This is a genomic window from Burkholderia sp. Z1, assembly GCF_014893795.1.
GTDB lineage: Bacteria > Pseudomonadota > Gammaproteobacteria > Burkholderiales > Burkholderiaceae > Burkholderia > Burkholderia theae.
On sequence record NZ_JACFYL010000002.1, the window covers coordinates 1,894,455 to 1,920,122 of the forward strand.

At 67.6% G+C, this 25,668-nt stretch carries 21 protein-coding genes and 2 pseudogenes; 13 read left to right on the forward strand and 10 right to left on the reverse strand.

Features of this window, described 5'->3' with window-relative positions; all coding sequences use genetic code 11:
* Window positions 1-11: 11 nt before the first annotated feature.
* The 4 genes from H3H55_RS25505 to H3H55_RS25520 all read right to left on the reverse strand — a co-directional run bounded on the left by H3H55_RS25505 (window position 12) and on the right by H3H55_RS25520 (window position 3,847).
* Entirely contained in the window at window positions 12-1,016 is a 1,005-nt protein-coding gene (locus H3H55_RS25505) for a hypothetical protein (protein ID WP_193100721.1), read from the reverse strand.
* Window positions 1,013-3,133, reverse strand: coding sequence for a peptidase domain-containing ABC transporter (locus tag H3H55_RS25510; protein ID WP_193100722.1), 2,121 nt, complete (start codon window positions 3,131-3,133; stop codon window positions 1,013-1,015). Before H3H55_RS25510 ends, H3H55_RS25505 begins: the two co-directional genes overlap by 4 nt.
* Before the next feature lie 132 nt (window positions 3,134-3,265).
* On the reverse strand, window positions 3,266-3,451 hold the full coding sequence (locus tag H3H55_RS25515; RefSeq protein WP_048245454.1) for a hypothetical protein: 186 nt from the start codon (window positions 3,449-3,451) through the stop codon (window positions 3,266-3,268).
* Window positions 3,452-3,673: 222 nt separating this feature from the next.
* The gene (locus H3H55_RS25520; protein WP_006495012.1) at window positions 3,674-3,847 is read right to left on the reverse strand and encodes a hypothetical protein; all 174 of its coding nucleotides are present in this window, start codon (window positions 3,845-3,847) and stop codon (window positions 3,674-3,676) included.
* A gap of 282 nt (window positions 3,848-4,129) precedes the next feature.
* On the opposite strand from H3H55_RS25520, the gene H3H55_RS25525 reads away from it, so the two are divergent.
* The 7 genes from H3H55_RS25525 to H3H55_RS25555 all read left to right on the forward strand — a co-directional run bounded on the left by H3H55_RS25525 (window position 4,130) and on the right by H3H55_RS25555 (window position 11,665).
* Window positions 4,130-5,545: a TolC family protein gene (locus tag H3H55_RS25525; protein ID WP_413463972.1), complete on the forward strand. Its 1,416-nt coding sequence runs from the start codon at window positions 4,130-4,132 to the stop codon at window positions 5,543-5,545.
* A 340-nt stretch (window positions 5,546-5,885) separates the two neighbouring features.
* Window positions 5,886-6,923, forward strand: a complete 1,038-nt coding sequence (locus tag H3H55_RS25530; RefSeq protein ID WP_193100724.1) for an aliphatic amidase — start codon at window positions 5,886-5,888, stop codon at window positions 6,921-6,923.
* A gap of 68 nt (window positions 6,924-6,991) precedes the next feature.
* On the forward strand, window positions 6,992-7,474 hold the full coding sequence (locus H3H55_RS25535) for an AmiS/UreI family transporter (RefSeq protein ID WP_193100725.1): 483 nt from the start codon (window positions 6,992-6,994) through the stop codon (window positions 7,472-7,474).
* Complete coding sequence (locus H3H55_RS25540; RefSeq protein WP_193100726.1) at window positions 7,474-8,307, forward strand: CbbQ/NirQ/NorQ/GpvN family protein; 834 nt, start codon at window positions 7,474-7,476, stop codon at window positions 8,305-8,307. Before H3H55_RS25535 ends, H3H55_RS25540 begins: the two co-directional genes overlap by 1 nt.
* Entirely contained in the window at window positions 8,304-9,860 is a 1,557-nt protein-coding gene (locus H3H55_RS25545) for a nitric oxide reductase activation protein (protein ID WP_193100727.1), read from the forward strand. The genes H3H55_RS25540 and H3H55_RS25545 overlap by 4 nt, the downstream gene beginning before the upstream one ends.
* Window positions 9,861-9,904: 44 nt before the next feature.
* Window positions 9,905-11,047, forward strand: coding sequence for a transporter substrate-binding domain-containing protein (locus H3H55_RS25550; protein WP_193100728.1), 1,143 nt, complete (start codon window positions 9,905-9,907; stop codon window positions 11,045-11,047).
* 6 nt (window positions 11,048-11,053) lie between these two features.
* Window positions 11,054-11,665, forward strand: a complete 612-nt coding sequence (locus H3H55_RS25555; RefSeq protein ID WP_129517192.1) for an ANTAR domain-containing response regulator — start codon at window positions 11,054-11,056, stop codon at window positions 11,663-11,665.
* Between the two features lie 24 nt (window positions 11,666-11,689).
* Here the strand turns inward: H3H55_RS25555 and H3H55_RS25560 are convergent.
* Window positions 11,690-12,058, reverse strand: a pseudogene (locus H3H55_RS25560) (winged helix-turn-helix transcriptional regulator); the annotation flags it as partial.
* Between H3H55_RS25560 and H3H55_RS25565 the strand changes: the two are divergent.
* Window positions 12,054-12,389 (forward strand): annotated as a pseudogene (locus tag H3H55_RS25565) (alpha/beta fold hydrolase); the annotation flags it as partial. The pseudogenes H3H55_RS25560 and H3H55_RS25565 overlap by 5 nt on opposite strands.
* Window positions 12,390-12,485: 96 nt before the next feature.
* Here H3H55_RS25565 and ggt read toward each other — a convergent pair.
* On the reverse strand, window positions 12,486-14,207 hold the full coding sequence (gene ggt / locus H3H55_RS25570) for a gamma-glutamyltransferase (RefSeq protein ID WP_193100729.1): 1,722 nt from the start codon (window positions 14,205-14,207) through the stop codon (window positions 12,486-12,488).
* Between the two features lie 399 nt (window positions 14,208-14,606).
* Here ggt and H3H55_RS25575 point away from each other — a divergent pair, with 399 nt between their 5' ends.
* The 3 genes from H3H55_RS25575 (at window position 14,607) to H3H55_RS25585 (ending at window position 21,186) form a co-directional block, all read left to right on the forward strand.
* Window positions 14,607-15,131 carry a metal-dependent hydrolase gene (locus H3H55_RS25575; protein ID WP_129517190.1) on the forward strand — a complete coding sequence of 175 codons (525 nt, stop codon included), beginning with the start codon at window positions 14,607-14,609 and terminating at the stop codon, window positions 15,129-15,131.
* Between the two features lie 202 nt (window positions 15,132-15,333).
* Window positions 15,334-19,776, forward strand: a complete 4,443-nt coding sequence (locus H3H55_RS25580; protein WP_193102144.1) for a DEAD/DEAH box helicase — start codon at window positions 15,334-15,336, stop codon at window positions 19,774-19,776.
* A gap of 135 nt (window positions 19,777-19,911) precedes the next feature.
* Window positions 19,912-21,186: an APC family permease gene (locus tag H3H55_RS25585; RefSeq protein WP_193100730.1), complete on the forward strand. Its 1,275-nt coding sequence runs from the start codon at window positions 19,912-19,914 to the stop codon at window positions 21,184-21,186.
* Between the two features lie 166 nt (window positions 21,187-21,352).
* Here H3H55_RS25585 and H3H55_RS25590 read toward each other — a convergent pair whose 3' ends face one another.
* From H3H55_RS25590 to H3H55_RS25605, 4 genes are all read right to left on the reverse strand, one after another.
* Window positions 21,353-21,649 (reverse strand): XRE family transcriptional regulator, encoded by a 297-nt coding sequence (locus tag H3H55_RS25590; protein ID WP_129517182.1) that lies wholly within the window; start codon window positions 21,647-21,649, stop codon window positions 21,353-21,355.
* Window positions 21,650-21,722: 73 nt separating this feature from the next.
* Window positions 21,723-22,082 (reverse strand): type II toxin-antitoxin system RelE/ParE family toxin, encoded by a 360-nt coding sequence (locus H3H55_RS25595; RefSeq protein WP_193100731.1) that lies wholly within the window; start codon window positions 22,080-22,082, stop codon window positions 21,723-21,725.
* Window positions 22,083-22,209: 127 nt separating this feature from the next.
* Window positions 22,210-23,196, reverse strand: coding sequence for a pca operon transcription factor PcaQ (pcaQ, locus tag H3H55_RS25600; RefSeq protein WP_193100732.1), 987 nt, complete (start codon window positions 23,194-23,196; stop codon window positions 22,210-22,212).
* A gap of 77 nt (window positions 23,197-23,273) precedes the next feature.
* Window positions 23,274-24,011, reverse strand: coding sequence for a helix-turn-helix domain-containing protein (locus tag H3H55_RS25605; protein WP_193100733.1), 738 nt, complete (start codon window positions 24,009-24,011; stop codon window positions 23,274-23,276).
* 120 nt (window positions 24,012-24,131) lie between these two features.
* Here H3H55_RS25605 and H3H55_RS25610 point away from each other — a divergent pair, with 120 nt between their 5' ends.
* Window positions 24,132-24,695, forward strand: a complete 564-nt coding sequence (locus tag H3H55_RS25610; protein WP_193100734.1) for a YiiX/YebB-like N1pC/P60 family cysteine hydrolase — start codon at window positions 24,132-24,134, stop codon at window positions 24,693-24,695.
* A 349-nt stretch (window positions 24,696-25,044) separates the two neighbouring features.
* Window positions 25,045-25,668 (forward strand): response regulator transcription factor, encoded by a 624-nt coding sequence (locus H3H55_RS25615; protein ID WP_193100735.1) that lies wholly within the window; start codon window positions 25,045-25,047, stop codon window positions 25,666-25,668.

Consider the following 25,668-nt stretch of genomic DNA (forward strand, 5'->3'; position numbering starts at 1 on the left):
GGGCGGGCTCGTCAGGAGCGACGCCGCGCGGCCGCATCGAGCAGCGGCGTCGGCATCAGGTAAGGCGTGAAGTGTTCCCAGAAATGCCACTGCTCGGGCTGGCGCACGAGCGCCTGCTCGAGCCGGTCGACGATGCGCTGATGCGTCGCGCGCACCGGCGACGCGTCGTCGTCCGCGCCGAGCATCGGCGCGAGCGGGCTGGCCGCGAGTTCGGTGAAATGCACCGCGCAGCGATCGCGGAACGGCACGCCCGTCGCATAAGCGACGAGCAGCGGAATCCCCTGCTCGACCGCGAGCTTCACGCCGCCGCCGGCCATCCGCACCCAGCGCCCGCCGAGCCGGCAGCGGTTGGTCTTGCCGAACTTGCCGTGCAGGTCGGAGAACAGCAGGAACACCGGCGCCTCGCGCCGCAGGCTCGTGATCAGCCGCCGCAGGTGCACGCGCTCCTCGATGTCGATGAACTCGACTTCGCCGGCGCCGTATTCGGCGACGAGCCGCAGCGCGTCGTCGAAGAACGCGCCGGGCGCATCGCGGTGCAGGATCACCATCAGCTTGCGGTCGTCGGGGATCATGAAGCGCAGCTTCGTGACGAACAGCATCAGGTTGCCGAAGTGCAGCCCCGCGAGCATCAGCGGGCCGCCGCGCGCGAGTGCCGTGCGCAGTTGCGCGTCGCCTTCGCATGCCATCCCGTCGATCATCGCCTTCATCGATTCGAGACTGTGCGTGCGCAGCTTGAGCCCCGCGAACTCGGCCTCGAACAGCTCGCGCACGATGGCCGCCGACACGTCCCGCACGCGCTGCGGGTCGTCGTTCAGGTGCCCGCTCAGCATGTACGCGACCGCGCGTTCGATCGACTCGCGAATGCACGGAAAGCAGCGCAGGCACGCGCCCGAACACCAGCGCATCAGCCGCAGCCCGCGCTCGGGCGACGTGCGCAGCGCGACGGCGCGCACCGCGCGTCGCACCAGGAATGCGTACGAGAACGGATTGAGCAGAAAGAGTCGCCCGAGCATCACCGCGTCTCCTCGATCGTGCGCCACTCGTCGGTCGCGTCGGTCAAGACGCCGTCCTGCATCCGGTAGATCCGGTCGACCATCGACAGGATCGACGCATCGTGCGTGACGAGCACGATCGTGCACGGCAGCGTCAGCACGTTGCGGCAGATTTCGTGCGTCGTCGCCTGGTCGAGGTTCGACGAGAATTCGTCGAGGATCAGCAGGCGCGGCTCGCAATACAGCGCCCGTGCGATCAGCAGCCGCTGCATCTGGCCGGCCGACAGGAATTTCTGCGTGTCGCCAAGCGGCGTGTCGTAGCGATGATCGAGCCGCTCGATCTCGTCGTGGATGCACGCGAGCTTCGCCGCGTCGAACATCGCGCCGATCCGCGGCGCGGGCGCGAAGTTCGTGATGTTGTCGCGGATCGTCCCGCGAAACAGCTGATCGGACTGCGTGACGGCTGCGAGATGCTTGCGGTACTGCCGCAGGTTCACGTCGGCGAGATCGACGTCGCCGACGAACAGCGTGCCGCGCTCGGGCCGCACGAGCCCGCAGATCAGGTTCAGCAGCGTCGTCTTGCCGCTGCCGGTGCGGCCGACGATCGCGATCTTGCCGCCTGCCGGCACGTCGAGCGCGACGTCGCGCAGGATCGGGCGATTGCCGCCCCGTGGCGTGTACGACAGCGCGCGGATCGACAGCGCGCCGTCGAAACCGTCGACCGGCCGCACGACCGCGTCCGGCGCCGGCTCCTCGGTCTCGGTCTGCAGCACGTCCGCGACGCGATCCATATGCACCTGCAGCACCTTGCGGCGCACATAGAGCTGGATCGAATCGATGAACTTGTCCGCGAACAGGTTCTTGTACTGGATGAACGCGTAGATCACGCCGATCGTGCTCTGGCCGTGCATCACGAGCCACGCGCCATACGTGACGATCACGAGCTGCTCGACGTGCACAATCCCCTTCGACACCGCGTCGAACAGCAGTTGCAGTCGCTCCTGCTGGCGCATCGCCTGCAGCTTCTGCGTGAACGCGTTGATCCACAGGCTGCTGCGCGCGGTCTCGGCCGACAGCAGCTTGATCGAATGCGCGGAGCGGATGTTCTCGATCAGCAGCGCGTCGGCCTCGGCGCCGCGCGTGAGGATCTGCGACATCGCGTCCTGCAGCTGCGGCTGGATCGCGAGCCGGCTGAGCGCGAACAGCACCATCCCGGCGAGGCTGATGCCAGCCAGCACGGGGCTGTAGTACAGCATCAGCACGAGCGTCAGCGTGCAGGTGACGATATTGAGCAGCCCGCCGACCAGGCCGTCGACGAGAAACCGCCCGACCTCCGACACCGACGACACGCGCGAGATCGAATCGCCCGTGTTGTGGAACAGGAAATAGCCGATCGGCAGCCGCGCGAGATGCCCGACCATGTTCGCCGACAACTGCTGCGACACGATGTTGCGCAGGTAGCTCTTGATGTTGCCGACGAGGTTCGCGTACAGCGTGTCGAACAGGAACACGATCGCGAACAGGATCGTCAGCAGGTACAGGATGTCGACGTCGGTCTTCTTCAGCGCCTCGTCGATCGTCAGTTGCACGTACGACGGGCCGAGCAGCAGCAGGAGCTGCGCGGCGACGCCGCCCGCGATGCCGATCGCGAGGCTCTTGCGAATGCCCGTCAGCCCTTCGAGGTAATCGCGCAGCCGGATCCGGTCGGCCGGCCCCGCATGCGCGAAGCCGATGTCCGGATTCAGTTCGAGCGCATAACCGGTGATGTGCGTGAGCGCCTGCGCGAGCGGCAGCTTCGTCTCGCCGAGCGCGGGGTCGACGATATGCACGCTGCCGTAACCGACCTTCGTCAGCACGACATAGTGGTTCATCCCCCAGTGCAGGATGCACGGCGTCTTGAGCGCGTCGAGCTCGCCCGCGTCGAACTGCAGCCCGCGCGCGCGCAGGCCGAGATCGTTCGAGATCTCCATCAGGTCGAAGAACGACAGCCCGGAATCGATCCGCACCGGATAGCGGTTGCGCAGCGTGCGCAACGTCGTTTCGCGCCCGTGCCACGACGCGATCATCGCGAGGCAGGCCAGGCCGCACTCCGTCACCTCGTCCTGCAGGACCGGACGGACTTTACGCGTATTGAAAAGCATGGTCGGGCACCCGGGGCGCGACAACGCGCCGCCCGGGCCTGCCGATGCGGGCCCGTGGCGGGTCGTGCGCGATACGCATGGGCGCAGCCGGCACGCTGCCGGCTGCGACGGAAGATCGGTGTTGCCGGCCGCTCAGCGCGACGAGCCGAGCGACATCCGGAACTGTTCGACGGCGCGGGTCTGGTACTGGGTCATCAGGCCCTGCAGCGTGGATCCGATCGACTGATTGACGAGATCGACCGTATAGGCGGCCGAATTGGAGTAAAGCGACGCGCCGCCGCGAATCTGGCGGGCCTGGTCTTCCGTGATGTCTCGCATTTTTGTGGCCTTTATATTGTCGGAATGCCTGCAGCCGTCAGCCAATTGAAAATCAATAGCCGTTGACTTTATTACGGGGATAATCCGGCATTCCTGCCTCCTGATAATCGCCCGAACCGAAATGGTGCATTTCGGATTCGACTTACTGCGATTGCGGCGATCGATTCTTTTCCTTCTGTTTCGCAGCATTTCACGCGGGGGGCGCCTCCCCGCGCACGGCGGTTACTTGCCGGTGTTATTGAACGTCTTCGGGTTCTGCAGGTAATTGCCGAGGCTCGGCAGGAACTGGCCGAGCGCGGTCACCACCGGCGCGGCGTCAACGGCGAGGCTACCCAGCGAGCTGATCGCACCGCCGCCATGCACATTCCTGACCTGTTCCGTCGTCATGACCTTCATCATTCTCTCCTCGTAAAAAAATAAAGATGATGCAAAGAACCTTCATTGAAATACAAACGGCTTTTAATCCCTAGCGACTTGTTAATCTAATAATCACTGCGATTACGAGCCGAAATCAGGCTATCATGCGAGCGCATCGGAATTCAATGGAGGACACACTCTTACATGCGCGTTTTCCGATGCGCGGTGGATAGCAGTCATTCACGCTGTTTGAATTTCAATTTCAAAACGTTTAAATCCCGCCGCAATGCGTTGCGGCACGGGCAGGAGACGGAGACGGCCATGTTTGAAACGAGGCGTGCGAATCGCGGATCGGCGGAGCGAGATAAGGGTAATTCCCTATCAAGATTTTCGACTAGGTGGAATCCCCTACTTGCAACCGTAACACTGTTCACTGTAACGATAGTCGGCATGCCTGCGCACGCGCATGCGTTTTGTCTCGACACCGCTTACCAGTACGCGTCTGTGCACGATCCGCGCTACCTGCAGGCGCGCAGCGAATACGACGCGGCCCGGCAGAAATTTCCGGAGGCGCGCGCGCAGATGCTGCCGCAGGCCACCGCGCAGCTCGAATGGGGGCGCTACGGCACGCACGCGAACCTGTTCGGCATCGACGTCAGCGGCTCGAACAACGCCGCCTACGGTGCCGCGCAGGTCACGCAGGCGCTGTTCAACGTGCCCTACCTGTACGACATGCGGCGCGCGACCGAGTACGAGGAATCGTCGAAACAGAAGCTCGAGGTCGCGAAGCAGGACCTGATCCTGCGTGTTGCGAACGCGTGCTTCGACCTGCTGAGCGCGCGCGAGAAGCTGCAGTCGGCCGACGACGAGGTGAACGCGCTCACGCGGCTCGAAAGCGATACGCGACGCATGGCGCAGCTCGGGATGAAGACGATCGGCGACACAGCCGAGATCGAGGCGCGCCGCAGCCTCGCTCAATCCGACGAAGCGCTCGCGCAGACCGACGTCGACGCGCGCCGCGCGCGCTACGAGACGCTGCTCGGTTCGACGATCGATTTCTCGCGCTGGCCGCGGCTTGCGATGCGCGGGACGTCGCCGCGCATTCCGTCCGGCGACTACGCGCCGCAGGACAACCCCGCGTACCAGCAGGCGTACCGCGACGTCCAGGTCGCGCGGCTCGCCGCGAAGCGCGTCGGCGCGGAGCACCTGCCGACCGTCGACCTGTTCGCGTCGTATTCGCGCGGGCTCAATCCGAACCTGCGCGGGCTCACCGATCGTTCGGACTTCCATCAAAGTGCGTTCGGCGTGCAGGTGACGATCCCGATTTTTTCCGGCGGCAGCGTGTACTACCGGCAGGTGGAAGCCGAGCACGTGACCGAGCAATACCGCAACCGGCTGCGCGAGGTCGAGGAGCAACTGGGCACCGATCATCGCGAGGCGCTGTCCGCGCTCGAATCGGTCGGCACGCGCATCCGCGCGCTGCAGCAGTCGCTGCAGGCCGCACGGCTCGCGTATGACTCGTCGATGAAGGCGCATCAGGTCGGCTACAGCACGACGTACGAAACACTGAACCTGCGGCGCGACATCTCGGGCATCCGGCAGAAGCTGTTCGACAGCTACCTCGATGCGCTGAAGCTGCAACTGAAACTGAAAAGCGTGCTCGGCACGCTCGACGAGCAATCGCTGATCGCGGTGGACAGCTTCCTCGAAAGCAACGCGGCGAACGACCGGAGCTGAGTGCGATGCAACGCACAACGTGTGTACCCGCACGTGCCCCACCGGCTCGCGTAGCGGTCACGACGTGCAGGGGTATACGCGATGTTGCGTCCGAAAAAAACTTTGCATAGAGTGCATCCCATCGATCCGGCGGACAAAGACGTCCCACGATCGTGCGCAGCGCGAGCCCGATAGCCCGCGCTTCGCCGGCCGCACATCCGGCCACTTATCCGCATTCCCGTTATCCGACAGCGTTGTCGGATGAACGGACCGGCAAAGAAGCCCTTGCCTCGCTCGTCGAGGCAAGGGCTTTTTTTTGCGCTTCGAAAACGCACGTCTTCACCCGAACCAGGAGCACACCATGCGTCATGGCGATATTTCCAGCAGCAACGACGCCGTCGGCGTCGCCGTCGTCCAGTACAAGATGCCGCGCCTGCACACGCGCGCCGATGTGATCGCGAATGCACGCGAAATCGCGGAACGCGTGATCGGCATCAAGCGCGGCCTGCCCGGCATGGACCTCATCGTGTTTCCCGAATATTCGACGCACGGGATCATGTACGACGCGAAGGAGATGTATGACACGGCCTCGACGATTCCCGGCGAGGAAACCGACATCTTCGCGGCCGCGTGCCGCAAGGCGAACGTGTGGGGCGTGTTCTCGCTGACCGGCGAGCGCCACGAGGAACACCCGAACAAGGCGCCGTACAACACGCTCGTGCTGATCAACAACCAGGGCGAAATCGTGCAGAAGTACCGCAAGATCATGCCGTGGGTGCCGGTCGAAGGCTGGTATCCGGGCGATTGCACGTATGTCGCCGACGGGCCGAAGGGGCTCAAGATCAGCCTGATCATCTGCGACGACGGCAACTACCCGGAGATCTGGCGCGACTGCGCGATGCGCGGCGCCGAGCTCGTCGTGCGCTGCCAGGGCTACATGTACCCGGCGAAGGACCAGCAGGTGCTCGTGTCGAAGGCGATGGCGTTCATGAACAACTGCTACGTCGCGGTTGCGAACGCATCCGGGTTCGACGGCGTGTACTCGTATTTCGGCCACTCGGCGATCGTCGGCTTCGACGGCCGCACGCTCGGCGAATGCGGCGAGGAGGAGAACGGTGTGCAGTACGCGGAGCTGTCGGTGAGCCTGATCCGCGACGCGCGCCGCAACATGCAGTCGCAGAACCACCTGTACAAGCTGCTGCATCGCGGCTACACCGGCAAGATCGGTTCCGGCGAATCGCCGAACGGCGTCGCGCAATGCCCGTTCGAGTTCTACGCGAACTGGGTGAACGACCCGGACGGCACGCGCCAGGCCGTCGAACGCCTCACCCGCGCGACGCCCGGCACGCCCGAATGCCCGATCGAGGGCATTCCGTCCGAAGCGCCCGCGCACCGCTGAGCACGCGCCCCACCCGGCCGTTCGCGCCGCGTGCGCGAACGGCTCCGTCTCACTCTGGAGCCCTCATCATGCTCGGTGTCGCTCTCTTCTTCATCGGCGCGGTGCTGGTCGTCAACGGCGTCGCGCTCACCGGCCGCATCGAACCGCGCGACGCGGCCGGCCTGAACCTGCTCGTCGGCTTGCTCGCGTTGCTGATCAATCTCACCGGCCTCGTGCAGGCCTCGGCGCCGCCGCAGTATTTCTCGAGCGCGGGCGGCCTGCTGTTCGCGTTCACGTACCTGTATCTCGCCGCCGTCCAGTGGCGCGGCCTGCAAGGCGCGGGCCTCGGCTGGTACTGCCTGTTCGTCGCGATCAGCGCGCTCGTCTATGCGGGCACGTCGCACGACGTGCGCTTCGGTGCGATGTGGCTGCTGTGGTCGAGCCTGTGGTTCCTGTTCTTCGTCGCGCTCGGGCTGAAGCGGACCGTGCGCTTCCTGCCCGGCTACACGATCGCGATCGGCATCGGCACCTGCTGGCTGCCCGGCATGCTGATGATGACGGGGAGGTGGTAATGAGCGCACGCGATACGCCGCTTGCCGCCGATCCGCTCGCCGGACACCGCATCGCCGACGCGCCGTTCTACCAGCCGACCGGCGCCGAGGCCGACTGGTTCGAGACGGCCTGCCGCCATCACCTGCCGGTCCTGCTGAAAGGGCCGACCGGCTGCGGCAAGACGCGTTTCGTCGAATACATGGCGTGGCGCATGGGCCTGCCGCTGATCCAGGTCGCATGCAACGACGACACGTCGGCGGCCGACCTGACGGGCCGGCACCTGCTCGATGCCGACGGCACCTACTGGGCCGACGGGCCGCTCACGCTCGCGGCGCGGCATGGCGCGATCTGCTATCTCGACGAGATCGTCGAGGCGCGCCCCGACGCGACGGTCGTGATCCACCCGCTGACCGACTCGCGGCGCGTACTGCCGCTCGACCGGCTCGGCGAGGTCGTGCATGCGCATCCGGATTTCCATCTGGTGATCTCGTACAACCCCGGTTATCACGGCGAGCACCGGCGGCTGAAGCCGTCGACGCGGCAACGTTTCGTCGCGATCGACTTCGGTTATCCCGATGCCGCGCACGAGGCCGACGTCGTCGTGCGCGAAAGCGGCGCCGACCGGGAAACCGCGCACCGCCTCGTCGATCTCGCCCACCGCACGCGCGCGCTGGCCGGCAACGGGCTCGACGAAGGCGCATCGACGCGCCTGCTCGTGCACGCGGCCCGGCTGATCGTCGCGGGGCTCGCGCCGCTCGATGCGTGCCGGATCGCGATCAGCGACGCCGCAACCGACGACGCCGACACGCGCGCCGCGTTGCAGACGATGGCCGCCGCGCACTTCGCGACATGAGCGCGCTGAAGCTTGCCCGCTTCCTGCACGGGATGACCGCGCATGAAACCGACGTGCGGCTCGACGATGCGGCGCTGCGCGCGACGCTCGGCCACGCCGCGTTGCGCGTACCGCTCGCGTTGCCGCCCGATGCACGCATCGCGGCGGCCGCGCATGCGCTTGCGCACTGGCTGCATTCGCCGTCCGGCGAGCCGGTCGACACGCTGACGCCGCTCGGCATCGCCGTCGCCGGGTTGATCGAGGATGCGCGCGTCGAGGCGTTGCTAACACGCGAATGGCCGGGGCTCGCGACGTTCTGGGCCCCCGCGTTCGCGCCGATCGACCGTGAAGGCCTAACGTTCGGCCGCCTGTGCGCGCGGCTCGCGAAGGCGCTGTTCGATCCGTCGTATCGCGACGGCAACCCGTGGGTCGACAAGGGCGCGCAACTGTTCGCCGCGCAGCGCGACAGGCTCGGCGACTATCGCGCGTTTCGCACGATCGCATCGCGGCTCGCGAACGATCTCGGGCAGATGCGCGTGCGTTTCGAACCCGACGACGGCGCATGGCTGCGCTATCGCGACGACAACGCGTGGCTGTGGGCGCAACCGGCCGACGCGGCCGACCGCGCGGGCAACGCAGGCGTCGAGATGTCGGCCGCGACTGGTGGCCACAGCGACGAACCCGACGACCCACCGCCACCGGCGCCGGATACGCCGCGCTATCCCGAATGGAATTGCCACACGCAGCGCGAACGCCGCGACTGGACCACGATCGTCGAACGTGCGCCAGCCACGTCCGCGCCGCCACGTTCGCTTGCCGCGCTGATCGAAGCCGACCGCCGCGCGGCGAAGCGGATGCCGTCCGTGCGCGCGACAGAACCGATGCGGCGCGTCGGCCGCCAGCTTGACGGCGATGCGCTCGATGTCGATGCGGCGATCGCCGCACGCATCGCGCGGCGCGCCGGGCATGCGCCCGATCCGCGCGTGTTCCGGCGCCGCGTGCCGCACGATGCGCGCGGGCCCGTGCTGATCCTGCTCGATTTGTCCGCGTCGACGGCCGCGCACGTCGCCGCGCTCGAGAAGCGCGCCGCGTTCGTGCTCGGCGACCTGTTCGACCGGCAACGGCGGCGCTGGGCCGTGCACGGCTATACATCAGATGGCCGGCACCACGTGTACTACGCGCGCTTCAAGGATTTCGGCGACGCATTCGACGCCGGCCGCCGCTCGGCGCTGCTCGCGGCCGACGCCGGGATGAGCACGCGCACGGGCGCGGCACTGCGCCATGCGCTGGCGTTGCTGCGCCGCGAAGCCGCCTGCGCGCGGCCCGCCGTGCTGATGATCGGCGACGGTGAAGCCGCCGACATCGACGTGTTCGACCCGCGCTACCTCGTCGAGGATGCGCGCCACGCCGCACGCCAGGGCCGGCAGCGCGGCGTCGCGATCGCCGGCCTGTCGTTCGGCACGCCGCCCGGGTTGTCTACAATACTTGGCGTCGGCCCAGGCTGCGTTCACGCGGCGAACGGCGACGCGTTGCCGGCCGTCGTCGCGCACGCGGCCGGGCGGCTGACCGCGTAACGCCCTTACCCGGAACAAACAGGGCAGACTCAGGACAGACACGAATGAACAGTGTGAAGGTTGGCGTATTGTTCTCGCAGAGCGGATGCACGTCGCACCTGGGCCAGAGCCAGTTGCGCGGCACGCTGCAGGCGATCGCCGAGATCAACGAAGCGGGAGGCGCGAACGGCTGCGAGATCGTGCCCGTCGTGCGCGACGCGTGTTCGGACCCTGCCGTCTATGCGCGGCTCGCCGAAGAGCTGATCGCCACCGAACGCGTGAACGTGCTGTTCGGCGCGTATATGTCGAGCAGCCGCAAGGCGCTGATTCCGATCGTCGAGAAGTGGGACAAGCTGCTGTTCTACCCGACCCTCTACGAAGGCTTCGAGTTTTCGCCGAACGTGATCTACACGGGCGCCGCGCCGAACCAGAACAGCGTGCAGCTCGCCGCGTTCATGACCGCACAGTTCGGCGCGCGCGTGTATCTGGTCGGGTCCGACTACATCTACCCGTACGAGTCGAACCGCATCATGATCGACCTCGTCACGCAGCATCCGGAAGGCCAGATCCTCGGCGAGGTGTACATGCCGCTCGTCGCGTCCGAGCAGGATTTCGCGGCGGTCGTCGCGGACATCCGCGCAAAGGCACCCGACTTCGTGTTCAGCACGCTCGTCGGCGACAGCACGGCCGCGTTCTACCGCGCCTACGCGCAAGCCGGCCTCGATGCGCGCAAGATGCCGATCGCGAGCCTGACGACGTCCGAGATCGAGCTCGGCCAGATGGGCGCGGCCGCGGCCGGCCACTACACGTCGTCGCCCTATTTCCAGACCATCGATTCGGACGTGAACCGTCGCTGCATCGCGCAGCTCAAGGCGCGCTTCGGCGACGATGCGAGCGCGTCCGCGCCGTGGGAGGCCGCGTATTTCCAGGTCCACCTGTTCGCCAATGCGCTCGCGCGGGCCGGCACCGACCAGCGCGACCGGCTCGTCGAACATCTTGCGGATGCGGAGTTCGACGCGCCGCAGGGGCGCGTGAAAATCGACCGGCTCACGCAGCACACCTGCCTCTATCCACGCATCGGCTGCGCGACGGCCGACGGCAATTTCACGATCGTGCGCGAAGCGACGCGGCGCGTGCATCCCGATCCGTACCTCGTCACGCACTCGCTCGGCGATCGCGTGCACACGCCCGACGAACAGAAGGCGTAACCGACGATGCGCGCCCGCACCCCGATCCGCTCGACGCCTCGCCTGCTCGCCGAACTGCGTTCGCTCCGCGTGATGGTCTACTACCCGGATGACGACAACGGCCTGCTGATCGTCGAGCAGCTGTCGCGTATCGGCTGCCCGAGCGAGCAGCGCTGGCCGCCGCCCGCGACGCTGCCGGAAAGCGTCGATCTCGTGATTCTCGCGGTGCGGCCCGACCTGCTGCACCTGTCGATCCCGTGGCTGGAAGACGACGCACGGCCGCCGGTCATCGCCGTCACGACCTACGAAAGCCCGACCATTCTCGAACTGATGCTGCGCATCGACGCGCAGAGCGCGGTCACGACACCCGTGCGCTCGTTCGGCCTGTTGAGCGCGATGGCGCTCGCGTGCCACCAGAGCCGCCGGCACGAAGAATACCGGCGTCGCATCGCGCAGCTCGAACAGCGCGTGATGTCCGCGCGCACGCTGCAGGAAGCGAAGTCGCTGTTGATGCAGCACAACGCGATCAGCGAGGAAGAGGCGTACCAGCAAATCCGCTCGCAGGCGATGGAGCGGCGCATTTCGATCAACCAGCTCGCCGAGCAGATCGTGCACGCGCATGGGCTGCTGAAGCGGTGACGCACACCCTTTGTTCGCCGCGCGTCAGTCCGGCGGCGGCAGCACGACCGTATCTTCCGGCCCGAGCACGCGCCCGTCCTGCGAACGCAGCTCCAGTTTCCTGACGGGTAACCCACTCTTCCGGTCGACGAGCAGCACGTGCGCCTCGTCCGGCTCGAAGAAGAAATCCTCGCCCCACTGCCGCAGCGCGACGAGCAGCGGAAACAGGCCGCGCCCCTTCTCGGTCAGCACGTATTCGTGATGCGCGCCGCCATCCGCGGCCGGCACGATGTCCATGATCCCGTGCGCGACCAGGTTGCGCAGACGCGCCGCCAGGATGTTCTTCGCGAGGCCGAGGTTCTTCTGGAATTCGCCGAACCGGCGCAGCCCGTCGAATGCGTCGCGGACGATCAGCGATACCTGGATCGACGCGTACGGTGCGCCGTTCGCGCAACCGGCCGACTGTCTCGGCGCGATCGGATGGGCACGGGGGTTTGCCGACGGCGCGCACCGGTTCGAGGTACCCGATGCGGCGGCGCTGCGCGCGATACGCGCCAAACCCGCGCTCGCGCTCTGGGGAGACGCCGATCGAACGCTCGGCGCCGAACACTTCCTGCCGCTCTTCACCGCGCTGTTTCCGTCCGCGCCGGTCGAGCGGCTGGCAGGCGTCGGACACTACTGCTTCGAGGATGCGCCCGAAGCCATTGCGGCGCGGATCGCCGGATTCATCCGGACGACCGGTTGAGCGCGTTCCGCGGCCGGGCCAGTCCAAGTCCACCCGGCTGCGGAACGGCGTGCGCGGCCGCTATCGCGAACGCGCACGCGCACGCGTCGATGCGCGTCAGTGAATGATCCGCGTCACGCCACGCCCGCGCGGATCGGCCATCGCCTCCGGCGTCTTGCCGTCGATCTTGATGACCTGGATGTCGCCGCTGAAATCCTGCCCCTTCAGCGTATAACCGCGCGCCTCGATCTGCTTCGCGAGTTCGCCTTCGATCGGATGGTACGGCTCCCAGAAGATCGTGTTCGGCGGCAGCAGCTGGTGATGGAAACGCATCGCGCCGACCGCGTCCTTCAACGGCATCTTGAAGTCGTAGATGTTGTTGATCACCTGGAAGATCGACGTGAAGATACGCGAGCCGCCCGGCGTGCCGATCACGAGCGACACCTTGCCGTCCTTCGTCATGATCGTCGGCGACATCGACGACAGCGGCCGCTTCTTCGGCTCGATCGCGTTCGCGTCGCTGCCGACCACGCCGAACATGTTCGCGACACCCGGCTTCGCGGAGAAGTCGTCCATCTCGTCGTTCAGCACGATGCCCGTGCCGTCGGCGATCACGCCCGAACCGAAATAGCCGTTGATCGTGTACGTGTTCGACACCGCGTTGCCCCACTTGTCGACGACCGAGAAGTGCGTCGTTTCGGCCTTCTCCGGCATCGTCGTGCCGAGGCCCGGCTGCACGCTCTTCGTGTCCGACGGCTCCTTCGGGTTGACCTCGCCCGCGCGCTTCGCGATATACGCGTCGTCGGTCAGCTGCGCGATCGGCACCTTGTAGAAGTCGGGATCGCCGAGGTACTGCGCACGATCGGCGAACACGCGCTTCTCGATTTCGGCGACGAGGTGGATGTATTGCGGCGAGTTGAGCTTCACGCCCTCGAAGTCCTGCTTGAGGTCGGCCTTCATCTTCAGCAATTGCACGAGGCCGATGCCGCCCGAGCTCGGGGGCGGCGCGGTGATCACGTCATAACCGTTCCACTTCGCCTGCACCGGCTGGCGCCATACCGCGCGGTATTGCGCGAGATCCTCGGTGGTGATCAGCCCGTTGCCGTCGCCGGTCTTCATCGAAGCCGCGATCAGCTCGGCCGTCTTGCCCTTGTAGAACCCTTCCGCGCCGTCGTTCGAAATCCGCGTCAGTACGTCGGCGAGATCGGGCTGCTTGAAGTTCACGCCGGCCTTCAGCCCGGAGAAGTGCTTGTCGAAGTTGGTCTTGCCGCCGAACTCCTTCGACGCGTCGACGCCGCGCTGCGCCAGTTGTTCGTCGACGACGAAGCCGTCGCGCGCATAGTGGATCGCCGGCGCGAGCACCTGCTTCCACTTCAGCTTGCCGAAGCGCTTCTGCGCTTCCCACATGCCCGCGACCGTGCCCGGCACGCCGACCGCGCGCGGGCCGTACAGGCTCATGCCCTTGACGACGTTGCCGTCCTTGTCGAGGTACATGTCCTTGGTCGCGGCGAGCGGCGCGCGCTCGCGGTAGTCGATGAAGTACGGCTTGCCGTCCTTGTAGATCGTCATGAAGCCACCGCCGCCGATGTTGCCGGCTTCGGGATACGTGACAGCGAGCGTGAATGCGATGGCGACGGCCGCGTCGATCGCGTTGCCGCCTTCCTTGAAGATCCGCTCCGCGGCATCCGCGCTGTACTTGTCGGCCACCGCGACCGCGGAGCTCGTCAGGACCGCCGGCTGCGGCCCTTTCGCATAGGCAGGCGCGTTCGGCAGGAACCCGATGCCGGCCACCGTCGCGAGCACGACAGCGGATGATTTGAAGCGATTCAGCGTAGTCATTGCATGTCCCCCATGTGGATCTCGTTCAGGCAGGAAAAACACCTGATCCGCTTATAGCCGCTGGCGCGCCGACGGCCATACGTCGGTTTCGTAGTATAGGGGGACAAAAAGGGTCGAACACGCGGCGCGCCACGAAAGCACGTCGATTGTGTGCGCACGATCACACTGCGGTGCCGAAGCACGCATGCGGATCGGTCGAAATTGCACGCGATGCGCGTCATCGCGCAATGCACAAAACAGAAAGTTGCAAACCTCGCTGCGTGCGATGCAGCACACGCAAAAAATCTGCGAGCGAACCACCCGCTGCGCGAGCCGATCTGAGAAGATAGCGCCCCGCTTTCGCGCCGCATCATTTTCTTTCGTTCACGCGCCGCTTCACGTTTCTTCGTCTCGCTTCCTATGGCATCACACAATGCGCATCATGCGTCCGGCTTCGCGGCCGGCGTCGCCGCCGCCGTTCTCGTTGCACAAACCGGCGGGACCGGCCCGTGGCACATGGGCCTGCTCGCCGCGTTCGTAGCCGGCATCGCGGGCGGCACCGCGCCCGACTGGCTCGAAGTCGCATGGTGGAGCCGCAAGCGCCGCCTGTGGATCACGCACCGCACCGTCACGCACTGGGGCATCGGCTGGATCGCACTGCTCGCGCTCGGGTGGCACGGGCTCACCCATCATCCGCATCCGCTGTGGGCCGCGCCGCTGTTCGGCTTCGCGTGCGGCGGCGTGATGCACCTGCTCGCCGACTGGCCGAACCCGCTCGGCGTGCCGTGGATCTGGCGGCGTCACTCGCTCAATCTGTGGAACAGCGGGCATTGCGACCTGATCGTGGTGGCCGCCGCATGGGGCGGCACGCTGTGGCTCGCGCAGTCGCTGTGGACACGCGCGCCGTTGCTCGAACACTGGCTCGGCTGGCTGCATCGCGTGTAGTCGCGGTTCGGCGCGGGACCGAAGGCGGCCCGCGCATGTCCATCACGTCCGTTGAAAGCAGCGCGCAAGACCTCATCTGAAGGGTCGACCCACGTGCCCGGACGGCACGCGATGCCCGGCACGCACGCGCGACGTCTGGCACACTGACGATTCGATTCGCGTGCGATTCGTCCGCGCGCTCGCACCCCATTTCAACGCTTCGATGGACGTCACCGCTACCCGCCCTGCCGCCAGTGCGCTCGACGTGTTCCACCCGGCCGTCGCCGCGTGGTTCCGGCGCACGTTCGCCGCACCGACCGGCGCGCAGGCGCTCGCGTGGCCGCACATCAAGGCCGGCCGGTCGACGCTCGTCGCCGCGCCGACCGGCTCGGGCAAGACGCTCACCGCGTTCCTGTGCGCGATCGACGAGTTGGTGCGCGATGCGCTGTCGCACGACGGCACGCTTCCCGACGCGACGCTCGTCGTCTACGTGTCGCCGCTGAAGGCGCTGTCGAACGACATACACGTGAACCTCGACGCGCCGCTCGCCGGCATCGCCGAATCGCTCGCACAACTCGGCCTGCCGGTGCCGGCGATCCGCACCGCCGTGCGCACCGGCGACACGACGCAGGCCGAACGCGCCGCGCTGCGCAAGCGCGCGCCGCACATTCTCGTCACGACGCCCGAATCGCTGTACGTGCTGCTGTCGTCCGTTTCGGGGCGACAGATGCTGTCGAACGTGCGCTCGGTGATCGTCGACGAAATCCACGCGCTCGCGTCATCCAAGCGCGGCAGCCATCTCTCGCTGTCGCTCGAACGTCTCGATGCGCTGACCGGCCGCGCGCTGCCGCGCATCGGGCTGTCGGCGACGCAAAAGCCGATCGACGCCGTGGCGCGCTTCCTGGTCGGCGGCCCGGCCGACGCGCCGCGCGACTGCACGATCGTCGACACGGGCCACACGCGCGAGCGCGACCTCGCGCTCGAACTGCCGAACGTGCCGCTCGAACCCGTGATGGCGACCGAAGTGTGGGACCAGATCTACGACCGGATTGCCGGGCTCGCGGCCGCGCATCGCACGACGCTGGTGTTCGTCAACACGCGACGCACCGCCGAGCGCCTGGCGCGCCATCTTGCCGACCGGCTCGGCAAGGAAGCGATCGCCGCGCATCACGGCAGTCTCGCGAAGGAACACCGCTTCGACGCCGAGCAGCGCCTGAAGCGCGGCGAACTGAAGCTGCTCGTCGCGACCGCGTCGCTCGAACTCGGCATCGACATCGGCGACGTCGATCTCGTCTGCCAGGTCGGCTCGCCGCGCGGGATCGCGCCGTTCCTGCAGCGCGTCGGCCGCTCGGGACACCAGGTCGGCGGCGTGCCGAAGGGCCGCCTGTTCCCGCTGTCGCGCGACGAACTCGTCGAATGCGCGGCGCTGCTCGATTGCGTGCAACGCGGCGAACTCGACGCGTTGCGAATTCCCGAAGCACCGCTCGACGTGCTCGCGCAGCAGATCGTCGCCGAAGTCGCGTGCGCGGAATGGCAGGAGGACGCGCTGTACGCCAGCTTCACGCGCGCGGCGCCGTACGCGCGCCTGACGCGCGAGCGCTTCGACGAAGTGATGAAGATGCTCGCCGAAGGCTTCACGAGCCGCCGCGGCGTGCGCGGCGCGTACCTACATCGCGACGTGGTCGGCGGCACGGTGCGCGGGCGCCGCAACGCGATGATGACCGCGGCCACCTCGGGCGGCACGATCCCCGACATGGCCGACTACGCTGTGCTGCTCGAACCGCAGGGCATCCAGGTCGGCACCGTCAACGAGGATTTCGCGATCGAGAGCCTGGCCGGCGACGTGTTCCAGTTGGGCAACCAGTCGTACCGGATCATTCGCGTGGAAACGGGCCGCGTGCGTGTCGAGGACGCGCAGGGCCAGTCGCCTAACATCCCGTTCTGGCTCGGCGAGGCGCCGGGGCGCAGCGACGAGCTGTCGGCGGCGGTCGGCCGGCTGCGTGCGCGACTCGACGGGCTGTTCGCCGACGGCGACCGGCAAGCCGACACCGGCGGACGCAAGCGCGCGGGTGGTAACGCGGCGAGCGAGGCAGCAGCCCAAGCGGGAGCCGCAGCAAGCACCGCCGAAAGCCGCCTCGCACCGGCGTTGCGCTGGCTCGTCGACGATCTCCGCCTGTCGCCCGACGCCGCGCACCAGATCGCCGACTACCTGGCCCGTACGCGTGCCGCGCTCGGCGCGCTGCCGACGCAGGACACGCTCGTGATGGAGCGTTTCTTCGACGAATCGGGCGGCACACAGTTGGTCATTCATTCGCCGTTCGGCAGCCGCATCAACCGTGCGTGGGGGCTCGCACTGCGCAAGCGCTTCTGCCGCAGTTTCAACTTCGAGTTGCAGGCCGCCGCGACCGACGACGCGATCATCCTGTCGCTGTCGCTCGCGCACAGCTTCGCGCTCGACGAAGTGTGGCGCTACCTGCGTTCGGCCAGCGCCGAGCACGTGCTGGTGCAAGCGCTGCTCGACGCGCCGATGTTCGGCGTGCGCTGGCGCTGGAACGCGACGACCGCGCTCGCGCTGCCGCGCTTCACGGGCGGCAAGCGCACCGCGCCGCAACTGCAGCGGATGAAGAGCGAGGATCTGCTCGCGACCGTGTTCCCGGATCAGGTTGCGTGCCTCGAGAACATCGTCGGCGAGCGCGAGATTCCGCATCATCCGCTCGTCGACCAGACGCTCGACGACTGCCTGCACGACGCGATGGACACCGACGGCTGGCTCGCGCTGCTGCGCCGGATCGAAAGCGGCGCGATCGAACTCGTCGCGCGCGACTTGCCCGCGCCGTCGCCGCTCGCGGCCGAGATCCTGAATGCGAAACCCTATGCGTTCCTCGACGATGCGCCGCTCGAGGAGCGCCGCACGCAGGCCGTGCAGTCGCGCCGCTGGAGCGATCCCGAATCGGCCGACGATCTCGGCGCGCTCGACGCCGACGCGATCGACGCGGTGCGCGACGAGGCATGGCCGCTCGCGCGCGACGCCGACGAAATGCACGACGCGCTGCTCACGCTCGCGTGCGTCGCCGACAGCGAAGCGCAAGCCCACGATGGCTGGCCCGACCGGCTCGCGGAACTCGCCGAACGCCGCCGCGCGACGCAACTCGTCGCGCCAGGCGGCGCCGCGCTGTGGGTGGCGGTCGAACGGCTCGTGTGCGTACGCGCGCTGCATCCCGACGCGCGCACGGCGCCGGCGCTCAAGGTGCCGGCCGCCTGCGCGCAGCCGTGGGAAGCGGATGCCGCACTCGTGGACGTGATCCGCGCGCGGCTCACCGGCTTCGGGCCGCTTGCGCTCGACGCGATCGCAACACCGCTCGGCCTGCCGCCTGCGTCGATCGCGACGGCACTCGCGGCGCTGGAGCGCGAAGGTTATGTGATGCGCGGCCGGTTCACGCCGGGCGCGACCACGGACGAATGGTGCGAACGGCACCTGCTCGCCCGCATTCATCGCTACACGGTGAAGCGGCTGCGCCGCGAGATCGAACCGGTCGAACGCGCCGATTTCATGCGCTTCCTGTTCCACTGGCAACACCTGACGCCCGACACGCGCGGCACGGGCCGCGATGCACTCGCGGCCGTGGTCGAACAGCTCGAAGGCTTCGAGGCCGCGGCGAGCGCGTGGGAAGACGCGCTGCTGCCCGCGCGGCTCACCGACTACATGGCGGGCGGCCTCGACGAGCTGTGCCGCTCGGGCAAGCTCGTGTGGACGCGTATCGGCGCGCCGGCGCGCGCGGCCGGCACGCCCGTGAAGACGACACCGATCGTGCTGCTGCCGCGCCGCCACCTCGCCGCCTGGCACGCGCTGCGCGACCCGGACGCGCAACCGGCACTGTCCGCGCGAGCCTCGCAGGTGCGCGACGCACTCGCCGCGCACGGCGCGATGTTCTTCGATGCGCTGCTCGACGACCTGCACATACTGCCCGTCGAACTCGAACAGGCGCTCGGCGAACTCGTGTCGGCCGGCCTCGTGAATGCGGACAGCTACGCGGGCCTGCGCGCGCTGCTGAAGCCGGCCGTCAAGCGCAGCGCGACCTATGCGCCGCGCACACGGCGCGGCGGCGCGCTGATCGGCGGGATGGACGACGCCGGCCGCTGGGCGCTCGTGCAGCGCCACACGCCGCCGGACGATGCACCGGCGCCGAAACGCGGCCCGGCCGCGACCGACCCCGACGCGCTCGAACACATCGCGTGGACGCTGCTGCGCCGCTACGGCGTCGTGTTCTGGCGGCTGCTCGAACGCGAGGCCGACTGGCTGCCGAGCTGGCGCGAACTCGTGCGCATGCTACAGCGCCTCGAAGCGCGCGGCGAGATTCGCGGCGGGCGCTTCGTCGCCGGGCTCGCGGGCGAGCAGTTCGCGCTGCCCGAGGCGATCCCGATCCTGCGCGAACTGCGGCGGCAACCGGGCGACGGACAGTACGTCTGCGTGACGGGCGTCGACCCGCTGAATCTCGCCGGCACGCTGCTGCCCGGCGACAAGGTGCCGGCGCTGGCCGGCAATCGCGTGCTGTTCCGCGACGGCGTGCCCGTCGCGTCGCTCGTATCGGGTACTTTCCACTACGCGCCCGAACTGTCGCCCGCCGCGCGCGAGGATGCGCGCCTGCGGCTCGCGCGCCACTGCTGACACCGACTGACACGCGGCGCCGCGCAGACTACTGATCGCCGGGCCGCGCTGCCGTCATCGTTCGGGTAGCATCGAACGATTGACCGCGCGGGCTCCCGCGCCCGAACACAACAACACCTCCGGAGACTGCCGCCGATGCCTTCACACGCCGATTCGCCCACCGCCCATCACGCCGGCTCGCTGACGATTTTCCAGGGCGCCGCGCTGTATATCGGCGCGGTGCTCGGCACCGGCGTGATCGCATTGCCCGCGCTCGCCGCCGAGGTCGCGGGCCCCGCGTCGCTGCTCGCGTGGGCCGCACTCGTCGTGCTGTCCGGGCCGCTCGCGGCCACCTTCGCCGCACTCGGTGCGCGCTATCCCGACGCAGGCGGCGTATCGACCTACGCGCGGCGCGCATTCGGACCGAAAGCCGCGGCGATCGTCGGCTGGTGCTTCTACTTCGCGGTGCCGGCCGGCGCGCCGGCTGCCGCGATGTTCGGCGGCGCGTACGTCGCGGCCGTCACGGGCGGCGGGCATACGACGATCATCGTCACGGCCGCCGCGCTGATCGCGACCGTATCGGCCGCGAATGCATTCGGCGTCACCGTATCGGGCCGCATGCAACTCGTGTTGTCCGCGCTGCTCGTCACGCTGCTGGTCGCCGCGGTGTTCGCGTCCGCACCCCATGCGCGCACCGCGAACCTGCATCCGTTCGCGCCGCACGGCTGGCTCGCGGTCGGCCAGGCCGCCGCGCTGCTCGTATGGAGCTTCGCGGGCTGGGAGGCGATCACGCATCTCGCCGCCGAATTCCGCCGGCCCGCGCACGACATGCCGCGCTCGGCCGGCATCGCGGTCGTGGTCGTCGGATTCCTGTATCTGTCGGTCGCCGCCGCGAGCGTGATGGTGCTCGGGCCGTCCGCGGGCGCATCGGGCGCGCCGCTCGGCGAACTGATCGCGGGCGGCATCGGCGGTCACGCGCAGGCGCTGGCCGCCACGGCCGCGGTGCTGCTCACGCTCGGCACGATGAACGCGTATTTCGCGGGCGCCGCCAAGCTTGGCGCCGCGCTTGGACGCGACGGCGCGTTGCCTGCATGGCTCGCGCAAGGCAGCCAGGTCGGCGGCGTCCCGCGCCGCAGCCTCGGCGTGATCGCCGTGCTCGCGGCCGTCGCGCTGGCCGCGACGATCATCTCGGACGTCGGACCGAAACCGCTCGTGCTCGTCACGTCCGGATGCTTCGTGATGGTGTATGGGCTCGGCGCGGCTGCCGCGCTGAAATTGCTGCCGCGCGGCGGCATCGCTTACCGCTGCGCATGGATTTCGCTGGTCGCGGTCGCCGGGCTGTTCCTGACGACCGGATGGTATTTGCTGTGCCCGCTGCTGCTCGCGGGCGGTGCGCTGCTGTATCTGCAGGTGAGCGGATCGCGTAAATGACACGGCGCAGGTGACCCGGCGTATGCGCATGGGCTGATGCCAGCTCATGCGCGGCAACGCGCCGGTGAATCGCAAACAGAATCGCAGGCCGAATCAGCCGCCAATTCACCGCGCACATCGCGCGGACGGTCGCCGCAAACCGACCGCGCGCCGATTCGTCACGCCGTCAGGCCGGCACCAGCTCGAAGCTGAGCCGTTTGCCGAGCGCGGTGGCCGCGCTCGCGAGCGTCGCCAGCGTGAGGCTCGTGTCGGTTTCGTCGAGCAGCCGGTTGAGCGCGGCGCGGCTGGTTTTCATCCGCGCGGCCATCGCGGTTTTCGTGATGTGCTGCGCCTTCATTTCCTGCCCGATCTGCCACGCGATCACGCGCTTGATCGCGGTGGCGGTGGCCGCTTCGAGATTGCCGTCCTCCTCGAGGAAGGCATCGAAGTCGCTGCCGATATGCGGATTGTTCGTGCTCGTCATGTCGTACTCCAGTGCATGGCGTTGCCGGTTGCCCGACCGTCGAGGACGGTACGTTCCGGCCCAACCGGGAAATTCAGATGGCGTGCGTCAGCGCTTTCAGCCGCGCAACGGTGACGTCGAGATCGTCCGACGGCGTGGCCCGCGACTGCTTGAAGAAGCCGTGCAGCAGAACCATCGTGTCGCCGACGACCGTGAACATCACGCGCGCGCTCCGCCCCGGCAGCATCACGCGGATCTCCCACAGACCCTTCACCATCTTCCGGACCACCGGCATGCCGAGCGGCCAGCCGAGTTGAACGGTCTTGATCTCTTCGCCGATCAACCTTCGCTCCGCTTGCCCGAGCGCGTTGAGCCATTCGCGCACCGGCTCGTTGCCGCGGGCCGTGCGGAAGAACCGCACGCCGAGCGTGACCTGAATCTGCTGTCTCGCCATCGTCTTGTCACCAATCGTACCAAAAACGATACGATATGCCAAGCACTACGAGACCGGCTACTAGCCGGATGGCCGATCCGCCCACACGGAAAGGGAATGAGCCGGGCTTGCCGCCCGGCTCGGCGCGTCAACGATCGCGGCGAGCCGGCTTGCGCGCGGTGCGCTGCGTCCGGTCCCGGCGCGCATCGCCGAACCGCGACCGCGCGATGTCCCGCACGGCATCGATCAGCGTCCGCGCGACCGGCGACGGCTGCGCATCGGTGCGCAGGACGAGCCCGACCGGTTCGTCGGTGCCCGCGGACGGCAGCGGCAGGCGCGCCAGCGCACCGGCCGACAGATCGTATTCGGCCGCATAGAGCGGCACGAACCACACCGCGTCGTTCTCGAGCGCCAGCGCGCGCGCGACCGATACCGACAGCACCTCGATGAACGAATCCAGCGGCGGCACGCCGCATGCGCCGAGCAGTTGCTCGGCCGACTGGCGGATCAGCGTGCCGAACGGCGGCAGCACGACCGGATAACGCGCGAGCTCGGCGGCCGGCGCCACGCTCGACAGCAGCGGATGCCCGGCGCGCACGACCGCGACGAGCGGTTCGTTGTACAACTGCTCGAACGCGAGCCCGATCATCCGCTCCGGCTCCGACAGCCGCCCGATCGCGCATTCGATCGCGCCGGCCTTCAGCCGCTCGAGCAGATCGGCGTTCGCGGCCGTCGCGATCCGCACGACGATGCGCGGCCAGCGCTCCGCCAGCGCCTTCATCAGCGCCGGCGCGAGCGATGCCGCGACGGTCGGCAGCATGCCGATTTCCAGTGTCGCGGTGGCGGCCCCGCCCTCGCGCGCGAGCAGCCCGACGCCCTGCCGCAGCGCCAGCACGCACGCGTTCGCGTGCGGCATGAACAATTGCGCTTCGCGGGTCGGCTGCGCGCCGTGCCGGCCGCGCTCGAACAGCTTCACGCCGAGGATCGCCTCCAGTTCGGCGATCGTCTTCGAGACGGCTGGCTGCGTGATCGACAGGCTTTCCGCCGCCTTCTGCACGCCACCCAACTGCGCGACCGCGAGAAAGCACTGCAGGTGCCGGAACTTGACGCGGCCGTCGGCGATACGGTTATTCATAACGGGGAGTTATGCGAGTGGCAGTGAAATGCCATTTTGCATAACTTTCCGGATATCCCCAAGCAATCGGTGATGCGTCACGCGTCGCGCCGCAGCACCTGGAAACCGGTCGGCTCCCAGATCCGCTTCGCGATCAGCAAGCCCGTCCCGTGCTTCTGCCCGAGCGGCGCGGACGACGACTCCGCATGCAGCGCGGCCGCCTTGCTGCGCAGCCGGCGCAGTTCCAGCTCGAGTTCCGCGGCGGCGGCCTCGGTCAGCATCCCTTGCGAGAACGTCATCGTCTCGCCCGCGCCGTCGAAGCGGCTGTCGAGGAAATCGCCGAGCGCGTGCGCATGGAAATAACGGCGGATCGGCCCGCCCGGCAGCCAGTCGAAATCGCGCGCGACGCGCACGCGTATCCGGTCTCCCGGCAGCAGCGCGACCACGTTCATCCGGTCGAGCATCAGCAGGTACTTCACGCATTCGGCCTTCGTCACGCGATAGGCCGACACGATGTCCTGCACGGTCCAGTAGTTGATCGCGCACACGGCGACGAGCAGCAGTTTCTCGTCCGACACAAGCAGCGCCTCCTGCTGCTCGGTCAGCACGTGCAGCCTCGGCGCCGACGCAGACGCCTCCTGCACGAGTTCGGCCAGCGTATAACCGAGCAACTGCGCGATCTCCGCGACGCGCTCCAGCGTAAAGCGGCCGCTCGCGAACAGCCGCTTCACGCTGGTCTCGGATACGTCGAGCGCACGCGCGACGTCGCGGTAGGTCATTCCCTGCGCCTTCAACTGGCGCTTCAGCGTTTCGATGAGTTGGGCGGTTTCGGTCATTTTGGTATCGAAAAACGATGCTTGAGGTCAGATATTAGGCTACCTGCGCATGCGGATGAACACTTTTGGATACTTGTCTGCATAATCCGCTCCGTCCTGTCACTCAACGACGGAGCCGAAATGGCCACTCGAACCGAAACCGCCGCCTACGAACCGCAGCACACCGCACCGCGCGATGCACGCGATACGGATCGCACCATGCCGCTCGCCACCGTCCGCACGCTGGCCGCCGGCGCGCATGTCGGGGATCTCGTGTTCATCCGCGTGCCGGCCGGTACGCCGCGCGATGCGGCAGGCGCGACGGGCGCGTGGACCAACCGCTTCGGGATCGTCGTCGATACATCGGGCGACGAACCGGTGATCGCCGAGCCCGCGTTGGCGTGGACGAAACTCACGCCGCTGTCGCGCTTCGTCGCCCGTACCGACGGCGGACGCATCGCGCTGGCGCGCCGCGTCGCGGCATCGACCACCGACGCGCAGCGCCGGGCCCATGCAACGGCCGAACAGCGGATCGACGCGCTGCTCGGCAGCCGCTTCAACCTGCGGGCGCGGCGCGGGTTCTGCGCGCAGTACGTGAGCGACGTGATCGGTGCCGACTGGGCCGCGACGCCGGCCGCCCTGCTGCGCAGCGGCATGCTGTCGCTCGAATTCGACGGGATCGTGTTCGATCCCGGCCACCCATAACGACGGGCACGCTCGGGGAGACCGCATAACAACAACAAGAACGAAACACAAAAAAGCAGCGACGGGCTGGCTGGAGGGCCGTGCACGGGGTCGTCACCGACGACGCGAAGCCCGATCGCTTTTTTCCGCCGGACAGGGCATCCTGTCCGGCGGAATTTTCATTGGTGCATGGCCCGGTTGGTCGCACGACGCCGGCTTCGTTGCGACCGCAACCACCTGCGCGATGCGCATCGCACCAAAGATTGCGATCGCATGCACGCCGCGATGAAATCGTCGACCTTATCGTAATAAAATCGAACGCGGCGCCGTCTGTCCGGCGCTGCGACTTTTTTCCGATCGAGGTCTGCGTATGTTCAAGGTCCTGGTGGTGGACGACCACCCGGTGATGGTCATGGCGATCACGTTGGTGCTCGAGCAGGATCCGATGATCAAGGTCATCGGATCGTCGGGCGACGGCAACGATGCGCTCGCGCTCTATCGCCGTCATCGCGACGAGCTCGACCTGCTGATCGTTGATATCGAACTGGCCGGCCTCAACGGGCTCGACCTGATCGAGAGGATTCGCACGTCGGATCGCGACGTGAGGATTCTCGTGATGTCGTCGCAGCCCGGCGAACTGGTCGCGGCGCGCTGCCGCGCGCTCGGCGCGAACGGCTATGTCGAGAAATCGAATGACGCATCGCACATCCTGAACGGCGCCAAGGCCGTGCTGTCCGGATTCAGCTGCTTTCCCGAAGCCATCGCCAATACCGCACCGGACGACGCCGCCGGTTCGCCGCTCGCACAACTCAGCGAGCGGGAACAGGTGATCTTCCGGTATCTCGCGAAAGGCTGCAGCAACAAGGAAATCGCCGAAATCCTGTCGTTGAGCGGCAAGACCGTCAGTACGCACAAGACCAACATCCTCGGCAAGCTCGGCGTCAAAAGCGTCGTCGACCTGGCGGCGCTCGCTCGGTCCCACCGACTGATCTGA